The organism is Blautia sp. MSK18_10, from assembly GCF_020553185.1.
Taxonomy (GTDB): Bacteria; Bacillota; Clostridia; order Lachnospirales; family Lachnospiraceae; genus Blautia_A; species Blautia_A wexlerae.
Genome location: NZ_JAJCGT010000017.1, coordinates 18,881 through 35,195, shown reverse-complemented (window position 1 = coordinate 35,195; position 16,315 = coordinate 18,881). Strand labels below are relative to the sequence as shown.

General features: G+C 42.8%; 14 protein-coding genes and 1 tRNA gene. 1 reads left to right on the top strand and 14 read right to left on the bottom strand.

The features are described from left to right. Positions 1–4 precede the first annotated feature (4 nt). The gene (locus tag LI074_RS08745) at positions 5–598 is read right to left on the bottom strand and encodes a Maf family protein (RefSeq protein ID WP_173679491.1); all 594 of its coding nucleotides are present in this window, start codon (positions 596–598) and stop codon (positions 5–7) included. A gap of 219 nt (positions 599–817) precedes the next feature. Here LI074_RS08745 and LI074_RS08740 point away from each other — a divergent pair, with 219 nt between their 5' ends. Continuing rightward, positions 818–1,222, top strand: a complete 405-nt coding sequence (locus tag LI074_RS08740) for a hypothetical protein (RefSeq protein ID WP_173698111.1) — start codon at positions 818–820, stop codon at positions 1,220–1,222. A gap of 109 nt (positions 1,223–1,331) precedes the next feature. Here the strand turns inward: LI074_RS08740 and LI074_RS08735 are convergent, their stop codons facing one another. From LI074_RS08735 to tenpIN, 13 genes are all read right to left on the bottom strand, one after another. After that, on the bottom strand, positions 1,332–2,999 hold the full coding sequence (locus LI074_RS08735) for a glutamine--tRNA ligase/YqeY domain fusion protein (protein WP_008705518.1): 1,668 nt from the start codon (positions 2,997–2,999) through the stop codon (positions 1,332–1,334). Between the two features lie 760 nt (positions 3,000–3,759). After that, positions 3,760–3,831: transfer RNA gene (locus tag LI074_RS08730), tRNA-Thr, on the bottom strand. Positions 3,832–3,944: 113 nt separating this feature from the next. Next, positions 3,945–4,547: an RNA polymerase sporulation sigma factor SigH gene (gene sigH / locus LI074_RS08725; protein WP_049947391.1), complete on the bottom strand. Its 603-nt coding sequence runs from the start codon at positions 4,545–4,547 to the stop codon at positions 3,945–3,947. Positions 4,548–4,662: 115 nt separating this feature from the next. Next, on the bottom strand, positions 4,663–5,400 hold the full coding sequence (rlmB, locus tag LI074_RS08720) for a 23S rRNA (guanosine(2251)-2'-O)-methyltransferase RlmB (RefSeq protein ID WP_019161073.1): 738 nt from the start codon (positions 5,398–5,400) through the stop codon (positions 4,663–4,665). Continuing rightward, positions 5,397–5,876, bottom strand: coding sequence for a Mini-ribonuclease 3 (locus LI074_RS08715; RefSeq protein WP_226824671.1), 480 nt, complete (start codon positions 5,874–5,876; stop codon positions 5,397–5,399). Before LI074_RS08715 ends, rlmB begins: the two co-directional genes overlap by 4 nt. Then, complete coding sequence (cysS, locus tag LI074_RS08710) at positions 5,861–7,270, bottom strand: cysteine--tRNA ligase (protein WP_118633840.1); 1,410 nt, start codon at positions 7,268–7,270, stop codon at positions 5,861–5,863. The genes LI074_RS08715 and cysS overlap by 16 nt, the downstream gene beginning before the upstream one ends. A 27-nt stretch (positions 7,271–7,297) precedes the next feature. After that, a complete protein-coding gene (gene ispF, locus LI074_RS08705) occupies positions 7,298–7,780 on the bottom strand; it encodes a 2-C-methyl-D-erythritol 2,4-cyclodiphosphate synthase (protein WP_008705528.1) in 483 nt (160 codons plus the stop codon). A 2-nt stretch (positions 7,781–7,782) separates the two neighbouring features. Further along, positions 7,783–9,057, bottom strand: a complete 1,275-nt coding sequence (locus LI074_RS08700) for a sn-glycerol-1-phosphate dehydrogenase (protein ID WP_118330053.1) — start codon at positions 9,055–9,057, stop codon at positions 7,783–7,785. 181 nt (positions 9,058–9,238) lie between these two features. Continuing rightward, complete coding sequence (locus LI074_RS08695; RefSeq protein ID WP_173698110.1) at positions 9,239–10,732, bottom strand: serine hydrolase; 1,494 nt, start codon at positions 10,730–10,732, stop codon at positions 9,239–9,241. A 125-nt stretch (positions 10,733–10,857) separates the two neighbouring features. Next, on the bottom strand, positions 10,858–13,215 hold the full coding sequence (locus tag LI074_RS08690) for an ATP-dependent DNA helicase (RefSeq protein ID WP_173698109.1): 2,358 nt from the start codon (positions 13,213–13,215) through the stop codon (positions 10,858–10,860). A gap of 357 nt (positions 13,216–13,572) precedes the next feature. After that, positions 13,573–14,892, bottom strand: coding sequence for an aspartate kinase (locus LI074_RS08685; RefSeq protein ID WP_008705535.1), 1,320 nt, complete (start codon positions 14,890–14,892; stop codon positions 13,573–13,575). 145 nt (positions 14,893–15,037) lie between these two features. Continuing rightward, positions 15,038–15,748 (bottom strand): tRNA (N6-threonylcarbamoyladenosine(37)-N6)-methyltransferase TrmO, encoded by a 711-nt coding sequence (gene tsaA / locus LI074_RS08680; RefSeq protein WP_173698115.1) that lies wholly within the window; start codon positions 15,746–15,748, stop codon positions 15,038–15,040. 226 nt (positions 15,749–15,974) lie between these two features. Continuing rightward, the gene (tenpIN, locus tag LI074_RS08675) at positions 15,975–16,241 is read right to left on the bottom strand and encodes a type III toxin-antitoxin system TenpIN family toxin (RefSeq protein WP_173698108.1); all 267 of its coding nucleotides are present in this window, start codon (positions 16,239–16,241) and stop codon (positions 15,975–15,977) included. Positions 16,242–16,315: the final 74 nt, after the last annotated feature.

Genomic DNA, 16,315 nt, shown 5'->3' with positions numbered 1-16,315 from the left:
TTTGTCATCCTCTTAAGTTAATTCCTGATTTCTTCATTTCATAAAATAATCTGGCAACCGGGAGTCCTACCACATTATTGTAATCTCCGTTGATCCCCTTTACATAAATTCCGAAAAGTCCCTGGATGCCATAGCTTCCAGCCTTATCCATAGGCTCTCCTGTAGCAACATACTCTCTGATCTCCTCATCTGAAACCGGATAAAACGTCACATCTGTACTTTCATAAAAAGTATGTTCTGTCCAGACTTTTTCTTTCTTTTCCCATACAGAAACGCCGGTATATACCTGATGAGTATTTGCCTGAAGTTTCTTTAATGTATTCACTGCATCCTCTGTATCATGAGGTTTGCCAAGGATCGCATTCTCAAACACTACCACTGTGTCAGATCCGATCACAATTGTTCCGTCGGCACTATCTTTCATAGTGCGGATAACAGAAGCTGCTTTATCCGAAGCCAGCTGTTTTACTGCCTCTCCCGGATTGTCTGAGATACGATTCTCATCACCTGATGCAGGCAGCACTTCAAAATCCACGCCAGCCCGTTCCAACAGTTCTTTTCGTCTGGGTGAAGCAGATGCCAAAATAATTTTTCTCATAATAACCTCTTCTTTCCTGTCATAGTATACCTTGTATCTTTTTGGTATGCAACTGCTTTCATTAACTCTTTCCATAAAATTTCGCTTTCCTTTTTATCTGAAAAGTATTAAAATAACAATAACCTATAGCTGAATAAAATGGTGTCAGGAGTAAAAGATATTTTTATCCTGACTCGCTGTCAAAAATAGGAGAATATCAGAAAGGAGTTTATGATTATCATGGCTAAAATTAATAAATACTGGGGATATGTTGCAATAGGTGCCCTTACAGCAGCTGCTGCCGGTGCTGTAGCTGCCCTTATTGCCAAAAAAGGATCCTGTAAAGAGGATTTTGATTTTGAAGATGACTTTGATGATTTCGATCTGACTGATGAAAAGGAAACTGCTAAGGAAGATCAGGAACCTGCCGAAGATTTCCAGTCCTGGGAACATACAGGCGAACAGTCTGCAACAGATGACACCGAAAGCGAAGAAGCTGAAAAAGCTGCTGATACAGACGATTCTGAGAAGTCTTCCGATAAAGCTGCTGAAGTTGAGATTAAAGATGCAGAAGAGGAAGAAGATGCCGATGAACCCGAGAATTTTGAAGAGACTATGGACGCTGCATCTGAATCTGAAGAATAAACGTTACCGTTCACAGTAACGTAACCAAAAAGGAATGTTACTTCACGATTATACAATCGTAAAAGCAACATTCCCTTTTTATTCTGATTATATTACTATTTCAGTCTCATTATGCTTTCGGAAGTTTAAATGAGCTCTTCAGAGACACGATACGGTTGAATACCGGTGCACCCTCTTTAGAATCATGGATATCTGCACAGAAAAATCCTGTTCTTACGAACTGGAAGCTGTCATAGCCTTTTGCTTCCATAAGTGCTGGTTCTACATATGCAGTAACTTTTGTCAGAGAGTTCGGATTTACATTCAGAGAACCATCTTCTTTGTTGTATACACCCTTCTCCTCGTCTACGATATTCTCATAGAGACGTACTTCTGCTTTTCCTGCCTGACTTGCTTCTACCCAGTGAATGGTTCCTTTTACTTTTCTGCCATCCGGCGCATTGCCACCCTTTGTTGCAGGATCATAAGTACAGTGTACAACACGTACAGTTCCATCTTCATCAGCTTCATATCCTGTACAGGTTACAAAATATGCGTTCATAAGACGAACCTCTGTGCCCGGGAACATTCTCTTATATTTCTTAGGCGGATCTACCATGAAGTCTTCTCTCTCAATATAGAGTTCTCTGCCAAACGGTATTTTACGGGTTCCCAGTTTTTCATTCTCCATATTGTTCGGAGCTTCCAGATATTCTACTTCGCCTTCCGGATAATTATCGATCACAAGCTTAATCGGATCAAGAACAGCCATCAGACGTGGACGTTTCAGTTTCAGATCCTCACGGATGCAGTATTCAAGCATTGCATAGTCAACAGAGCTGTTTGCTTTGGATACACCGCAGAGTTCTACAAACATCTTGATGGATTCCGGTGTAAATCCACGGCGGCGCAGTGCTGCGATGGAAACCAGACGCGGATCATCCCATCCGTCTACGATGCCTTCCTCTACCAGTTTCTTGATATAACGTTTACCTGTAACTACATTTGTCAGATACAGTTTTGCAAACTCAATCTGCTTCGGTGGCTGTGGGTATTCCAATTCTTTTACAACCCAGTCATACAGTGGTCTGTGATCCTCAAACTCCAGAGTACAGATGGAATGTGTGATTCCCTCAATCGCATCCTCGATGGGATGGGCGAAATCATACATTGGATAGATGCACCATGTATCACCTGTTCTGTGGTGAGTCATATGAGCAACACGATAGATAACCGGGTCGCGCATATTCATGTTCGGAGATGCCATATCGATCTTGGCACGAAGCACTTTCTCTCCGTCTGCATATTTGCCTTCTTTCATCTCTTCAAAAAGCTGCAGGTTCTCTTCTACGCTTCTGTTTCTGTATGGACTTTCTTTACCCGGCTCTGTAAGAGTTCCACGATATTCACGGATCTGATCTGCTGTCAGGTCACATACATAGGCTTTGCCTTTCTGGATCAGCTTTACAGCAGCTTCATACATCTGTCCGAAATAGTCAGATGCAAAAAACAGTCTGTCTTCCCAGTCTGCACCAAGCCATTTGATATCTGCCTTGATGGATTCTACAAACTCACTCTTTTCTTTGGTCGGGTTTGTATCATCAAAACGCATGTTGAACTTGCCGTTATATTCCTGTGCAAGACCATAGTTTAAAAGAATAGATTTCGCATGACCGATATGAAGATATCCATTCGGTTCCGGCGGGAAACGCGTATGCACGGTGTCATAAACACCCTCTGCTAAATCTTTATCAATGATATTCTCAATAAAATTTTTGGAAACTGTTTCGTTCTCCATCTTTTTCCCTCCTGTTGTCGTATTTTATACTGTTTTATCACACATCTATATATAAAAAATACAACTGAATATTTTTTATGTCGAATGAATTTATATTATCATTGGAAATTCCATCTGTCAACCGTTTACACAACAGTGACAGGCCTTATATTTCTCAGACGTTACTGTTCACTCCGTTCACAGTAACGTAGCCAAAATTCATTCCAGATTGCCTGCGGCAATGGAATTTTGGCTTGTATGTCTCGGGATTTTGGCATATTCATGCCAAAACACCTCGCGGGACAGTGGTGTGTGAACAGTAACTTTTTATTTGTTTCAGAATGTTTCAGAATCACTTGCATATTGATTTCCTGATCTGCATATGCTATAATGCCAGTAGGCGAAAAGAAATAGCAAGTCCATGTAGACAAAAAGAATGAAGCCCTCAGTAGTGCGAATACTGGGGGCTTCTTCTTATTTTTTATGGTAGACAAGAAACTGCCAGGTTAGTGTTGCCCTACTTATCTCCGTCTAACCATTTGCAAACATAATAGGCGGCTATGCTTGCCATAAAGGAGACAAGAAAAGAAATAGCAAGATTCTCCATATAGACTTCACCTCCTCCCGTTGCCGGGTATCGGTTGGACAACACTGTAAGTATAACATATCTCTTGTCATTCTTGAAGTACAAACAGTTCTTAGAAGTATATCAAAACTTCTGTTCTGATTACTTTTGAGTTACTGAAGTTCAAGAAACCCTTTATTTTTAAGCAATAAAAAAAGCTGATGACGGGAATTGAACCCGTGACCCCTTCCTTACCAAGGAAGTGCTCTACCTCTGAGCCACATCAGCATTGTGTCGGATTTACCGCTCACATTTAAATATACTATCAGAACTTGTTTGTATTGTCAATCCCTATTTTTAACTTTTTGATTTTTATTTTTGGGTTTTATACAGATATCTTTCTATTTTTGATATTGCTCCAACTGCTCTCTGATCTTGATTCGGATACGCTGTAATGCATTATCTATGGATTTGGGTGTTTTTCCCATGATCCGGGCAATCTCTCCGTATCCGTTTCCTGCCAGATAATATTCAAGAACCTGGTTCTCCATTGGACTTAACGTTGCTGTTATCTCCTGCTCCAGATCCTGGACATTCTCCTGGTCAATAATGATAGACTCCGGGTTCTCTCCCCAGTTATCTCCAAGATGTTCTTCATTTTCCCCATCCTGTTCGCTGAGGGAAATATAGGAATTCAGCGGCTGGTGCTTCTGCCTGTTGGAGCTCTGGATGGCGTTGTAGATCTGTCTGTCCACACATATACTGGCAAAGGTCTGAAATGCAGCATCTCTGTCCGGCTGGTAATCGCGGACTGCCTTAAACAGTCCGATCATACCTTCCTGTATCAAATCATCGTTCTCCCCGCCTATCAGGAACATGGTCCTTGCTTTCTTGCGGACCATGTTCTTGTATTTTTCCATCAGATAGTCGAGGATTTCTGATTCCCCGTTTTTGAAACGGGAAATTAATTCTTCATCTTTAATTCCGTCATACTGTTTCATCAATTTAACCCTTCCGTTTTTCTGAAAATCTCTATCATTCGCCCAGAGGGCTTCTTATAACATAACAATATTGTGGAATAATTTTCTGCTGCAAAAATTCAAGCAGTCTGAGATAAACTTACTTCTTCTGCAGTCTCTGACGTACAATCTCATATCCAAGTACTCCGGCTGCCACAGATGCATTGAGGGAATCAATGTCACCCTTCATAGGAATAGATGCCACGAAATCACACTTCTCACGGATCAGTCTGCTTACACCTTCACCTTCATTGCCGATCACTACGCCGATCGGACCTGTCAGGTTAAGATTGTACATGGTTTCACCGCCCATATCCGCACATACAAACCACATGCCCTGTTCTTTCAGTTCATCGATGGTATGTCCCAGATTGGTAACCTTTGCAACAGGTGTATAGTTTAATGCACCTGCTGAAGTCTTGGCAACTGTGGAAGTCAGTCCAACTGCTCTTCTCTTGGGAATAATCACCCCATGTGCACCTGCAAGATTTGCTGTACGGATGATTGCACCAAGATTATGAGGATCCTCAATATTATCCAGGATAAAGATAAAGGGATCTTCTCCTTTTTCCTTTGCCTTCGCAAGAATATCTTCTACACTTGCATATTCATAGGCTGCCACCTGAGCGATTACGCCCTGATGTGCGCCTGTCTCACTTAACTGATCCAGACGTTCTTTTGCCACATAGTTAATAATCGTATCTTTTTTTCTTGCCTCTCTGGCAATAGTGCGGACCGGTCCGTCCTGGCATCCGTCCAGGATAAAAAGCTTATCTACACATTTGCCGGAACGAAAGGCTTCCAGAACCGCATTGCGTCCTTCTATCTGTTCACTCATATCTTATCCTCTCCGATCCCTGCACGGACCAGTTCTATGATCCTGCTGAAATCATCTTTTAAATATAAATAGCCCATCAGAGCTTCAAACCCTGTTGCCCTGCGGTAGTCTGCCATGGTTGCATGTTTGGCCATTGTAGGAGAATGAGCATTCCTTCCTCTTCTGTAAACGCTGTGTTCCTCCTCTGTGAGCATGGGTTCAATCACTTCCATCATGGAAGACTGGGTTCCTGCCTTAACCAGACTGCTGGCTTTTCTGTGAAGCTGGTTTACCGGACAGTTGCCTTTTTTTACAAGGATCGTGCGGATCACCAGTTCATAGACGCCATCTCCGATATACGCCAATGTCAGCGGAGAATAGGTTCGCAAGTCTTTATCTTCCAAATGAAATACCTGATTAAGCAAACCTTTCAAACTACTCAAATTCTCTTCATTAAGTCCGTTTGTTTCACTCATATCATTTAAGCTCGTTTCCATTTTACTCCCTCGCGGGTATCCTTAAGGATGATTCCCTTAGCCAGAAGCTCATCTCTGATCTCATCTGCTCTTGCGAAATTCTTTGCTTTTCTTGCTTCCTGACGCTCTGCGATCAGGTCTTCGATTTCTTTATCAAGGATTTCTTCTGTTTTCACAGCCTTCAGACCAAGTACATCGCATAATTTCACCATTGTGTCAAGAAGTGCTCCTGCAAATTCTGCGGAACTTGCCTCTGATACATTTGTATTTGCAAATTTAACCAGTTCAAAAATTGCTGCCAGTGCATCTGCTGTGTTGAAATCATCATCCATAGCTTCTTCAAATTTCTTTACGAATTCCTGTGCCTGTGCAAGCAGTTCTTTCTCTGCATCTGTTGCAGTTTCTGTCTGTGCTGCTGCTTTTCTGTCCTTTAAGTTTGCTGCTGCATCTGTGATACGTTCTAATGCATTCTTTGCAGCTTCCATCAGATCTGCGCTGAAATTCAGCGGACTTCTGTAATGGGCGTTCAGCATGAAGAAACGAAGCACCTGCAGGTCATACTGTTCACTGATTTCACGAACAGTACGGAAGTTTCCAAGAGACTTGGACATTTTTCTGTTATCAATATTTAAGAATGCATTATGCATCCAGTATTTTGCAAAGATTTTGTCGTTGCAGCATTCACTCTGTGCGATCTCGTTCTCATGGTGAGGAAAGATCAGGTCTTCTCCGCCTGCATGGATATCAATCTCATCACCAAGGTATTTTTTCGCCATAACAGAACACTCAATATGCCATCCCGGACGTCCGTCACACCATGGTGAAGGCCAGGATGGTTCTCCCTCTTTCTTCGGTTTCCAGAGAACAAAATCCAGTGGATCTTCTTTCTGGTCTTCACCGGATACCTGCAGAGAACGGAAGCCGGACTGCAGATCATCCAGGTTCTTGTGCGAAAGTTTGCCATATTCTTTGAACTTCTTAACTCTGAAATAAACAGTACCGTCTGCTGCCGGATAAGCATATCCCTTATCAACCAGAGTCTGGATCATACTGATCATTCCGTTGATTTCCTGGGTTGCCTGTGGATTGGTTGTGGCAGGTTTTACATTCATGCCATCCATATCTTTCTTACACTCTGCAATATAACGCTCGGAAATTTCCTGTGCGCTTACGCCCTCTTCGATTGCTTTCTTGATGATCTTGTCATCTACGTCTGTAAAATTGGAAACATAGTTTACTTCATATCCTTTGTATTCCATATATCGGCGTACGGTATCGAAAATGATCATCGGACGTGCATTTCCGATATGGATCAGGTTGTATACAGTCGGACCGCAGACATACATACGAACTTTTCCCTCTTCGAGAGGTACGAATTCTTCTTTTCTACGTGTCAGTGTGTTAAAAAGTTTCATGTTCTATTCCTCCAGTTTTCTCTATCATTAACTCTCTTTTCTTTCATTAAGAAGACAGATTGCCTGAGACGCAATTCCTTCTTCTCTTCCCGTAAATCCCAGTTTTTCCTCTGTAGTGGCCTTAATGTTCAGCTGAGACTCATTGATTCCCATTGCTTTCGCCATATTGGCTCTCATCTGTGGAATATGAGGTGCCATCTTTGGTTTCTGTGCAATGATCGTTGCATCTATATTTCCGATCTCATAATGGTGCTCTCTCAAAAGCTTCGTCACATGTTCCAGCAGCAGAATACTGGAAATTCCTTTATATGCAGGGTCTGTATCCGGAAAATGTTTTCCGATATCGCCCAGTGCAGCAGCTCCCAGAAGTGCATCCATAACTGCATGGATCAGTACATCTGCATCTGAATGTCCCAGGAGACCTTTTTCCCAGTCTATCTTCACACCACCCAGGATCAGATCTCTGTCTTCGGTCAGTCTGTGTACATCATATCCCATTCCAACACGCATAATCATTCTCCTCTTATATCCAGCATCTTGCTGATTCTCAATAAGCTTAACCGTCTCCTTGTATAAGGAGCAAGTCTGAGACTTGGCAAAACAGCCGATTCATCGAGTCCGATATCATAAACGGTTTTCGCGCATCCGGCTTTCTCCAGCAAACGGAACATAGTCTGTTCACTGGGAAGCTCATCAATAATCTCCTCTATCCCGTTCAGGCATTTTTCCAGATGCTGGGGTGAAATAGTTTCTAACAATTCCGGCTCGTTTTCTTTTCTTATTTCTTCCAGAAGTCCTTTTTTTCCAAAAGTTTCTTTCAGAAGCTCCTCGTCCTCATTCTCATAGGGTTTTGCGTGACATCTTCCCTGTGTGATGGCTGCAGCGATACGCTTGTATTCTTCCAGTACAAGAAGTGCTGCTACAGAAACCTTCTCTCCGTGGAGTGCATCCAGCGGACCATTGATCACTTCCATATCCCACAGATGTGTGACCTGGTGCTCTGCACAGGACGCAGGCCTTGAATTACCAATCATCTGCATTGCAAGTCCGGAAAGAATCAATGCATACATAAGCTGTTCGCATTCATCTTCCTCTCCCTCTGTAATATCCTGAATCGAAGATTTCACAGTTTTTAACGCTTTCTCTTCCAGCTTTACAGTTTCGCAGCAAAAATACTCTCCGGTGACCAGGTTCGCGATCTTCCAGTCTGCAAGACAGATGTATTTCGCCATCAGGTCTGAAATCCCGGCTGCAGTCAGGCGCTGTGGTGCTTTTGAAAAAATATCTGTATCTGCATATACACAGATCGGAGCTACTGAAGGCACAGTCTTCTTTACTCCATCCAGGGTCATTGCTGCTACTGTTGTTACAAATCCATCTCCACTTGCTGCGGTAGGCACTGAAATGAAAGGTACTTTGTAATTATGTGCAATATAACGGCTGATATCATGGATCGTGCCTGCTCCTACTGCAAGGATCAGGTCAATGTCCTCTTCCATGTTGTTCTCCACAATTTTTATTGCATGCCGGTCTGCCTGAAGTCCCTCTGCATCCAGAACAAGTACCTGGCACCTGTCATAGATATCCTCCATAAGTTCCTCTGTTGCCGCATAGATATTGGTATCGCAGATGACCAGCGGAGATATGTACTCTCTGAGCATTCCCTCTGACATCTCTTCTTCAAGCTTCTCTACAGCTCCGGCTTCTATCAAAATCTCTTTCACTGCAATCTGGTGTTCCCTGCCGCAGCTGCAAGGTCGGGCAAAATCGTCCGCATCAACTCGCATTTAAATTCTTCCTCCTGACTTTCCTGAATCAATCGGATAAAATCATCCGTTTGACTATCTGCTCATAATTGAATAGTTGTTTCACAGCCTGATTCGGTTAAACTTTTTTCTATAGGCATAGTTCGTTGGTATTATACATGATTTTCCTGTAAAAATCAATCATTCCGCGCAGGTCTGGCGGCTACAGGTTCAAATAATTATATACAATCTTTGAAATATTCTGTATGTTCGTCACCGCCGTACTCTCCGGGCAGTTTTCAGACATCACACATAGGATATAAGTTGTCTTTTCGCCATAGACAATTGCGATATCGTGCTGATCCTGGTCTGTCTCGCCGGTCTTGTTGGCAGATTTTATTCCATCCGGAAGTCCCTGGGGGATTTTCCAGGTGTTTTCCTGATTTGACAGAAGATTTAACATTTCTTCTGACGCCTCTTTGCTGACACATTCCCCCTTGTAGATTTTTTCAAGCAGAGTGCCGCAATCTTTTACAGAAGTCATGTTTCTGCCACCCAGACTCTCCTGTGCGGATGCTGCAGGATGGAGGGTGTGCTGCACACTTGTCTCTGTATAGCCCTCTTTTTCCAGATATTTGTTAATATCCTCCGCACCTTTTTTGAAATCAAGGGAATCTGTCTGAAGCTTCACCAGTTCATTGCAGGATTCATTGTCACTGACTGTGATCATATTCCACAGCAGGTCATTTAATTTTACATCTACAGTTTTTGTATCTGCAGTATTTAATTTCTTTGTCTCATCTGCCTTTACCTGCTCCATGTCCTCATATGTCTTTGCCATTACAAAGGCTTTGATCAGACTTGCAGAATAAAGGGAAGTATCATTGATCAGAATTTCCTTTTCTTCATTAAGGTCTTTCACATAAACACTCCAGGTTCCCTGATATCCGGACAGCATCTTCTCAAGCTGGGGCTTCAGATTATCTATCCCAAGATCATCCATATTCACGATCTTTCCCGTATCATCCACAATAAAACCATCATCCGTCACTGTGCTTTCCTGAAGCAGGGCGCCATTTGTACCGCCAAAATAATAGCTCCCGTCAAAATTCATCTCATAACAGTCCATCTCAAGCGAATGGATGCCAGGTTCTGTTACCAGTCTGCCATTTTCATCAAAATAATAATATCCGTTCAGAGTAATCCCGTCTATTGCCAGATTGTCAATATACCTTACCTGCGGTGCTGCTGACAGACGCCCCAGATTGTTCACAAAGTAATATCCGTCAAATTTCTCTGCCTCCTGGGTATTCTGTGTATCAGCTTCCTCATCTGTCTTATCCCCAAACACTGCAACACCTTTCAGATGCTCCATATGAGGACTGCAGGCTTTGAATTTCCCATCTGTATCATGGTAATAATATCCGTCAAATACAGTTCCGTCTATCTCATAATCCTGAAAATAATGGATCTCCGCCTGGGTACTTCCGGCACCGTTCACATCCAGACAGTAAAATCCGTCACTCTTCATCATATATTTCCCGCTTCCGTCTCCCATGGGCTGAATCTGTGCCTGCCCGGTGACAGATGCAAGACTCTGCTGTGCAGCCATAACAGGAACCGGCAAAACCAGTGCCATGGAAATGGCTCTGACCAGACTTCCGGCTATGATATAACTTTTAATATAATATTTCGCTGTTTGTCTATTTTTTCTCATGCAAAACTCCTTTTACGGTTTCTTTTCACATCCCATTCACAGTAAGCAAAGTATATATTGTTTTATTCAGGATAGCAAGATTTTTATCTTTTTTCCAGCAAAGACCAGAATCTCAGTATCCGTGTTCAGTTCTTTTCTCTGATCCTGTTCCAGAAGCTTCCCAGCTGTTCTTCCACAGTATTTAAAGTACAGTTTCCCCTGTCAGACCATTCAGCAGGAAACAGATTCCTGTAATCTTTTCCTGTAAATCTCTCGTCCAGCAGAAGTATGATCCCTGTGTCCTCCTGGGTTCTGATCACACGCCCGGCTGACTGCAGCACCTTATTCATTCCCGGATATCTGTATGCATAATCAAATCCATTCACACCCTTTTTATCATAATACTGCCTGAGGATCTCCCTTTCTGTTCCAATCTGAGGAAGACCAGTCCCTATGATGATTGCTCCGATCAGCTTCTCTCCCATCAGATCAATCCCCTCTGAAAAAATCCCGCCCATCACGCAAAATCCTACCAGCGTTCCCTCTGATGCAGAAAATTCCTCCAGAAATTCCTCTTTCTCCCTTTCATTCATTCCCGATGTCTGCGAAATACAACGAACCCATTCCGCTGAAAACTCATTCTCATACACCTCCAGAACATCTTCCATAAATTTATAAGAAGGAAAGAATACCATATAATTTCCTTTTCTTGTCCATACAGTTCTGGCAATGTAAGATGCGATCCTGTGATATTCCTCATATCCTCTTCTGGTATACCTGCTGCTCACATCCCGTCCTGTGAGAATGCACCTGTTCTCCTGCCTGAAAGGAGAAGTCACATAAATCCCATAGTCATCCTTTCTGGTGCTTAAAAGTGCACGGTAATAATCCATGGGAAGCAGAGTCGCAGAAAAGAACACCGCACTTTTTCCCTTTTCCAGACATCTGTGAATATTTGCTGCAGGATTTACACAGAAAAGCCGCAAAATCACCTTTCCCCCTTCTCCCATTTCTGTATAAACCACATAATTTTCATCCAGAAGTTCATCAATGTTCAGGAAATCTCTCACACAGAAGTAAAATTCCAGCAGCTGCTCCGGAAGTTCCTTTCCATGAAGTTCCTCCAGGAGCTTATCCATCTCCCCCATCACCTGAAGCATTCCCAGAGAAACTGCTCCGGGATTTGGCAGGATTTCGTACTCTGTACACTCCTTTTCCAGAGTTCGAAGCTGTCTGTTCACTTTTTCCAGTGCACGCACCAGACCTTTGCTGTAATCAACAGCCAGCTTCTTTGCCTCCAGTACATCTGCTCTGTCCACATGGGCACTGTACATTTCCCTTCCCCTGTCCACCAGATTGTGAGCCTCATCGATCAGAAAAATGTATTCTCCAGAAGTACCCTCCCCGAAAAATCTTTTCAGATAAACATTGGGATCAAATACATAATTATAATCACAGATCACAGCGTCCACCCAGACTGCCAGATCCAGACACATTTCAAAGGGACACACCTGCCATTTCTTCGCATATTCCAGCAGAGTATCCCTGTCATAGTTGTCCTGCGTGGTCCACAGTTCAAAAACAGCATCATTCACTCTGTCCAGATGTCCTCTCGCCCACAGACAGTTCTCAGGATTGCATTCTGTTTTATCGCAGAAGCACAGCTTTTCCTTAGCGGTAATGGTTATCACTTTAAATTTCAGTCCATGCTCCTTTAATATGGAGAAAGCTTCTTCAGCCACAGTCCTGGTAATGGTCTTTGCTGTAAGATAGAAAATATTTTCCCCCAGTCCTGCACCAACTGCTCTCACTGCCGGAAAGATCGTGGACATGGTCTTTCCTACTCCTGTAGGTGCCTGGACAAAAATCTGTCTTTCTGTGGATATAGTGTGATATACACCGGATACGATTTTTCGCTGTCCCTCACGATATTCAAAAGGGAACTCCAGATCACTCATGGACACATTCCGTTCTTTTTTCCATGCAAGCTGGTATGCGATCCATTTATGATACCTGTCCAGAAGCTTCTGGTACCACAGCCCGAGTTCTTCCAGCGTATATTCTTCTCTGAAAAACTTAAGCTCCTCTGTGTCCAGATTCCCATATGTCATCTGCACTCCGATCTTCTCTGCTTTCTGTTCCTGCGCATAGATCCAGGCATAACACATTGCCTGTGCGCGGTGAACCTCTACAGGCTTCTCCAACTGACTGACATCTGCATAGACACCCTTGATCTCATCGATCCAGCACTGTCCATCCTCTGTAAAAATTCCGTCAGCCCTGCCCTCTACCTGGATACTTACATCTTCATATTCTGTTTTATATTTAAGAGAGACCTCCGCTCTGTAATGGCTTCCCATCCTGCCCTGTATTTTTCTGTGCAGTCTGCTGCCCTTCTGCATTGCTTCTCTGTCAGAAGATCCTCCCCGGTTGTCAAGATCCCCGCTTCTTAATATAAACTCCACCAGATTTCTGACGGAAATACGAACCACCGGCTTATCCATATCAAAACACCTCACGCAACAATAGCTATCAAATAATTATCCAACATCGTCCGTTCATTATAACACAGAATTCATCATCATGTAAAAACTCCTGAATTTAAGAAAGAATCCTGCTTGCAGGATTCTCCGCCTGCAACGGGTCGCTTCAGCGACATAATTCCTCTCCGTCGCAGTGCGATCCTGCCCGGAGGGCTTTTTTATGTTATAGGAACATTACGGAGTAATTTCCTATAATATAAAAAGCCGCCAGAAATCTCTATGCTGATTTCTGACGGTCCATTATTTTATTTATCCTATAATTGGTAAACATCATATCCACAAATTGCTCCGCTGTGAAGGAGCTCCTGCAATTCTCAATTAGATCTGGGTAATTACAAAGATATCATAAATTGCCTTTACCGCAGTCTCAAAATCTCTGTTCTCCACACCGATAATGATATTCAGCTCACTGGAACCCTGGTCGATCATCTTCACATTTACATTTGCATGGGCAAGTGCTGAGAAGATTCTTCCTGCTGTACCTCTGGTGGATTTCATACCACGTCCTACAACAGCGATCAGTGCAAGGTCAGATTCCATTTCTACGAAATCCGGCTGTACTGCACGATGAATTCCGGCAATTACCTGCTGTTCCTTTTCTTCGAATTCATCCTGATGTACATATACAGTCATTGTATCGATTCCTGATGGAACATGCTCAAAGCTGATTCCCTGATCTTCGAATACCTGAAGTACCTTACGTCCGAAACCAACCTCACTGTTCATCATGGATTTCTCAATATTGATAGAACAGAATCCCTTCTTACCTGCAATACCTGTGATTGTAAATTTCGGTTTCTTGCATGTGCTCTCAACAATAAAAGTACCCTTGTCTTCCGGTCTGTTTGTGTTTTTGATGTTGATCGGAATTCCCTCTTTACGAACCGGGAAGATCGCATCTTCATGAAGAACAGTTGCACCCATATAAGAAAGCTCTCTGAGTTCTCTGTAGGTAATGCTCTCGATCACTTCCGGATTTTTAACAATACGCGGGTCTGTTACCAGGAAACCGGAAACATCTGTCCAGTTTTCATAGAGGTCTGCCTTGATAGCCTTTGCCACAAGAGAACCGGTTACATCAGAACCTCCTCTGGAGAAAGTTTTAACTTTTCCATCTTCACCAGCGCCATAAAATCCAGGGATAACGGCATGTTCACATTTTGCCAGCTTTTTGGACAGAAGTCTGTCTGTCTTCTCGGCATCCAGATTTCCGTTCTTATCAAAACGGATCACATCTGCTGCATCAACAAATTCATAACCCAGATATGCTGCCATCACCTTACCATTGAGAAATTCTCCTCTGGATGCTGCATAGTCTGTGCCTGCCTGTGCCTTGAAATCAGCTTCGATCTGAGCAAATTCATCTTCCAGAGAAAGATCAAGGTTCAGTCCGCGGATAATCTCATAATATCTTCCCTTGATCTCCTGCAGAATCGGGATGAAATCTTCCCCTTCAACTGCAGTATTATAACATTTATAAAGTAAATCTGTAACCTTTGTATCTCCGTCAAATCTCTTTCCGGGAGCGGACGGAACCACATAACGTCTGCTCTCATCACTTCTGATGATCTCCCCTACTTTCTGAAACTGTTCTGCATTTGCCAGAGAACTTCCTCCGAATTTAACAATTTTCTTCATTTTTCCTGCTCCTCATATGTCACTAAATATTTTCAGACCGATCTCCCATCAGTCTTTGTCACTCTACCAACATAAAGTCTGTTTAATATTGTATTGAATAAACTCCAATTTTGCAAGCCTTTCTTACAGAAATATCCGAAAATGGTTATTTTCCACAATCTGCCGAAGATTCCTGCTGTTTTTTTACAAATTCTGTCACATTATAAACACGAAGGATATCTCCATCCACCCGAAAATGAATATCCTTCTCTCCAAAAGGCATTCCGTAAGACCGTTCCGGATCATTCTGATAAGCAGGACGGGGATCATCTGCAAGAACTGCGATCAGAGCCTCTCTGCTTTCCCCGGGTATTCTTTCCAGAAGCTCCTTGGGAAATTCTACCTTCAGATGATGATCTTTGGAATATTCGGTAAAACTTCCTGTTGCTTCCGGATGGCAATCCGCATAAGGAATATATGGTTTAATATCGAAAATCGGTGTTCCATTCATCAGATCTGCACCTTCTACATAAAGTACAGGGCTGTCCGGCTCATCCAGAGCTACTTTCTCAAGCTTCACACAGGATAATCCTATGGAATTGGGACGAAAGGGAGATCTTGTGGCAAAAACTCCTTTTCTCACATTTCCCCCAAGTCTGGGCGGGCGGACAGTCGGTGACCACTTTGTCCTCTTTGCCTCCGAAAACTCCCAGATCAGCCAGATATGACTAAACTCCTCCAGACCACGGCAGGCATCCACATTGCGATATTCCGGCTCAAATACAATTCTCGCTTTAAGCGCCCCTACACGGCCACTCTGCCTGGGAATACCGAATTTGGTTGGAAAATTATTTTCTATATGTGCGATTGGAACCATTGTATTATTCTCCTTTTGTAACTGTTCAGTACCTTCACAGTTACGAGTCAAAATCCACAAGAAAGAATCCTGCTTGCAGGATTCTCCGCCTGCGACGGGTCGCTTCAGCGACATAATTCCTCTCCGTCGCAGTGCGATCCTGCCCGGAGGGATTTTGACTTGTATGTCTCGGGATTTTGGCATGTTCATGCCAAAACACCTCGCGGGATAGTAGACTGCTGAATAGTTACGAAATATCTTTTATAATAGCAATTTTAGTATAATCAAGTCCTGATCTATGTTTTTGCGAACGAGACGATTTGCGAAAGTGATATGCATATTTATGGGAAATCTCCGTTCTATATGGAATGCATATAAAATATCCATAATGACTTTGAATAAGTAAACAAGCATATCCTCTTTCCTTTTTCTTCAAAAGTTCTTTATATGGCGGATTCGGATATTTCTCGTAAAATCTATCTGAAAGGCTATAAACAGCATAGTCAATTTCCAATTTTATTCTCCTTATATACATATAAACGAGAGGGAAAATGAACTCCCTCTCGTTATACTCTTCGCTCGGTCATA

Excerpts from the sequence above, each read along its gene's own strand:
- LI074_RS08745 (WP_173679491.1), bottom strand. The coding sequence starts at position 598 with ATGAGAAAAATTATTTTGGCATCTGCTTCACCCAGACGAAAAGAACTG.
- rlmB (WP_019161073.1), bottom strand. The coding sequence starts at position 5,400 with ATGAGTGAACAGATAGAAGGACGCAATGCGGTTCTGGAAGCCTTTCGT.
- LI074_RS08735 (WP_008705518.1), bottom strand. The coding sequence starts at position 2,999 with ATGGAGAACGAAACAGTTTCCAAAAATTTTATTGAGAATATCATTGAT.
- LI074_RS08715 (WP_226824671.1), bottom strand. The coding sequence starts at position 5,876 with ATGGAAACGAGCTTAAATGATATGAGTGAAACAAACGGACTTAATGAA.
- LI074_RS08695 (WP_173698110.1), bottom strand. The coding sequence starts at position 10,732 with ATGAGAAAAAATAGACAAACAGCGAAATATTATATTAAAAGTTATATC.
- LI074_RS08700 (WP_118330053.1), bottom strand. The coding sequence starts at position 9,057 with ATGCGAGTTGATGCGGACGATTTTGCCCGACCTTGCAGCTGCGGCAGG.
- tsaA (WP_173698115.1), bottom strand. The coding sequence starts at position 15,748 with ATGGTTCCAATCGCACATATAGAAAATAATTTTCCAACCAAATTCGGT.
- LI074_RS08740 (WP_173698111.1), top strand. The coding sequence starts at position 818 with ATGGCTAAAATTAATAAATACTGGGGATATGTTGCAATAGGTGCCCTT.
- LI074_RS08685 (WP_008705535.1), bottom strand. The coding sequence starts at position 14,892 with ATGAAGAAAATTGTTAAATTCGGAGGAAGTTCTCTGGCAAATGCAGAA.
- cysS (WP_118633840.1), bottom strand. The coding sequence starts at position 7,270 with ATGAAACTTTTTAACACACTGACACGTAGAAAAGAAGAATTCGTACCT.
- LI074_RS08690 (WP_173698109.1), bottom strand. The coding sequence starts at position 13,215 with ATGGATAAGCCGGTGGTTCGTATTTCCGTCAGAAATCTGGTGGAGTTT.
- ispF (WP_008705528.1), bottom strand. The coding sequence starts at position 7,780 with ATGCGTGTTGGAATGGGATATGATGTACACAGACTGACCGAAGACAGA.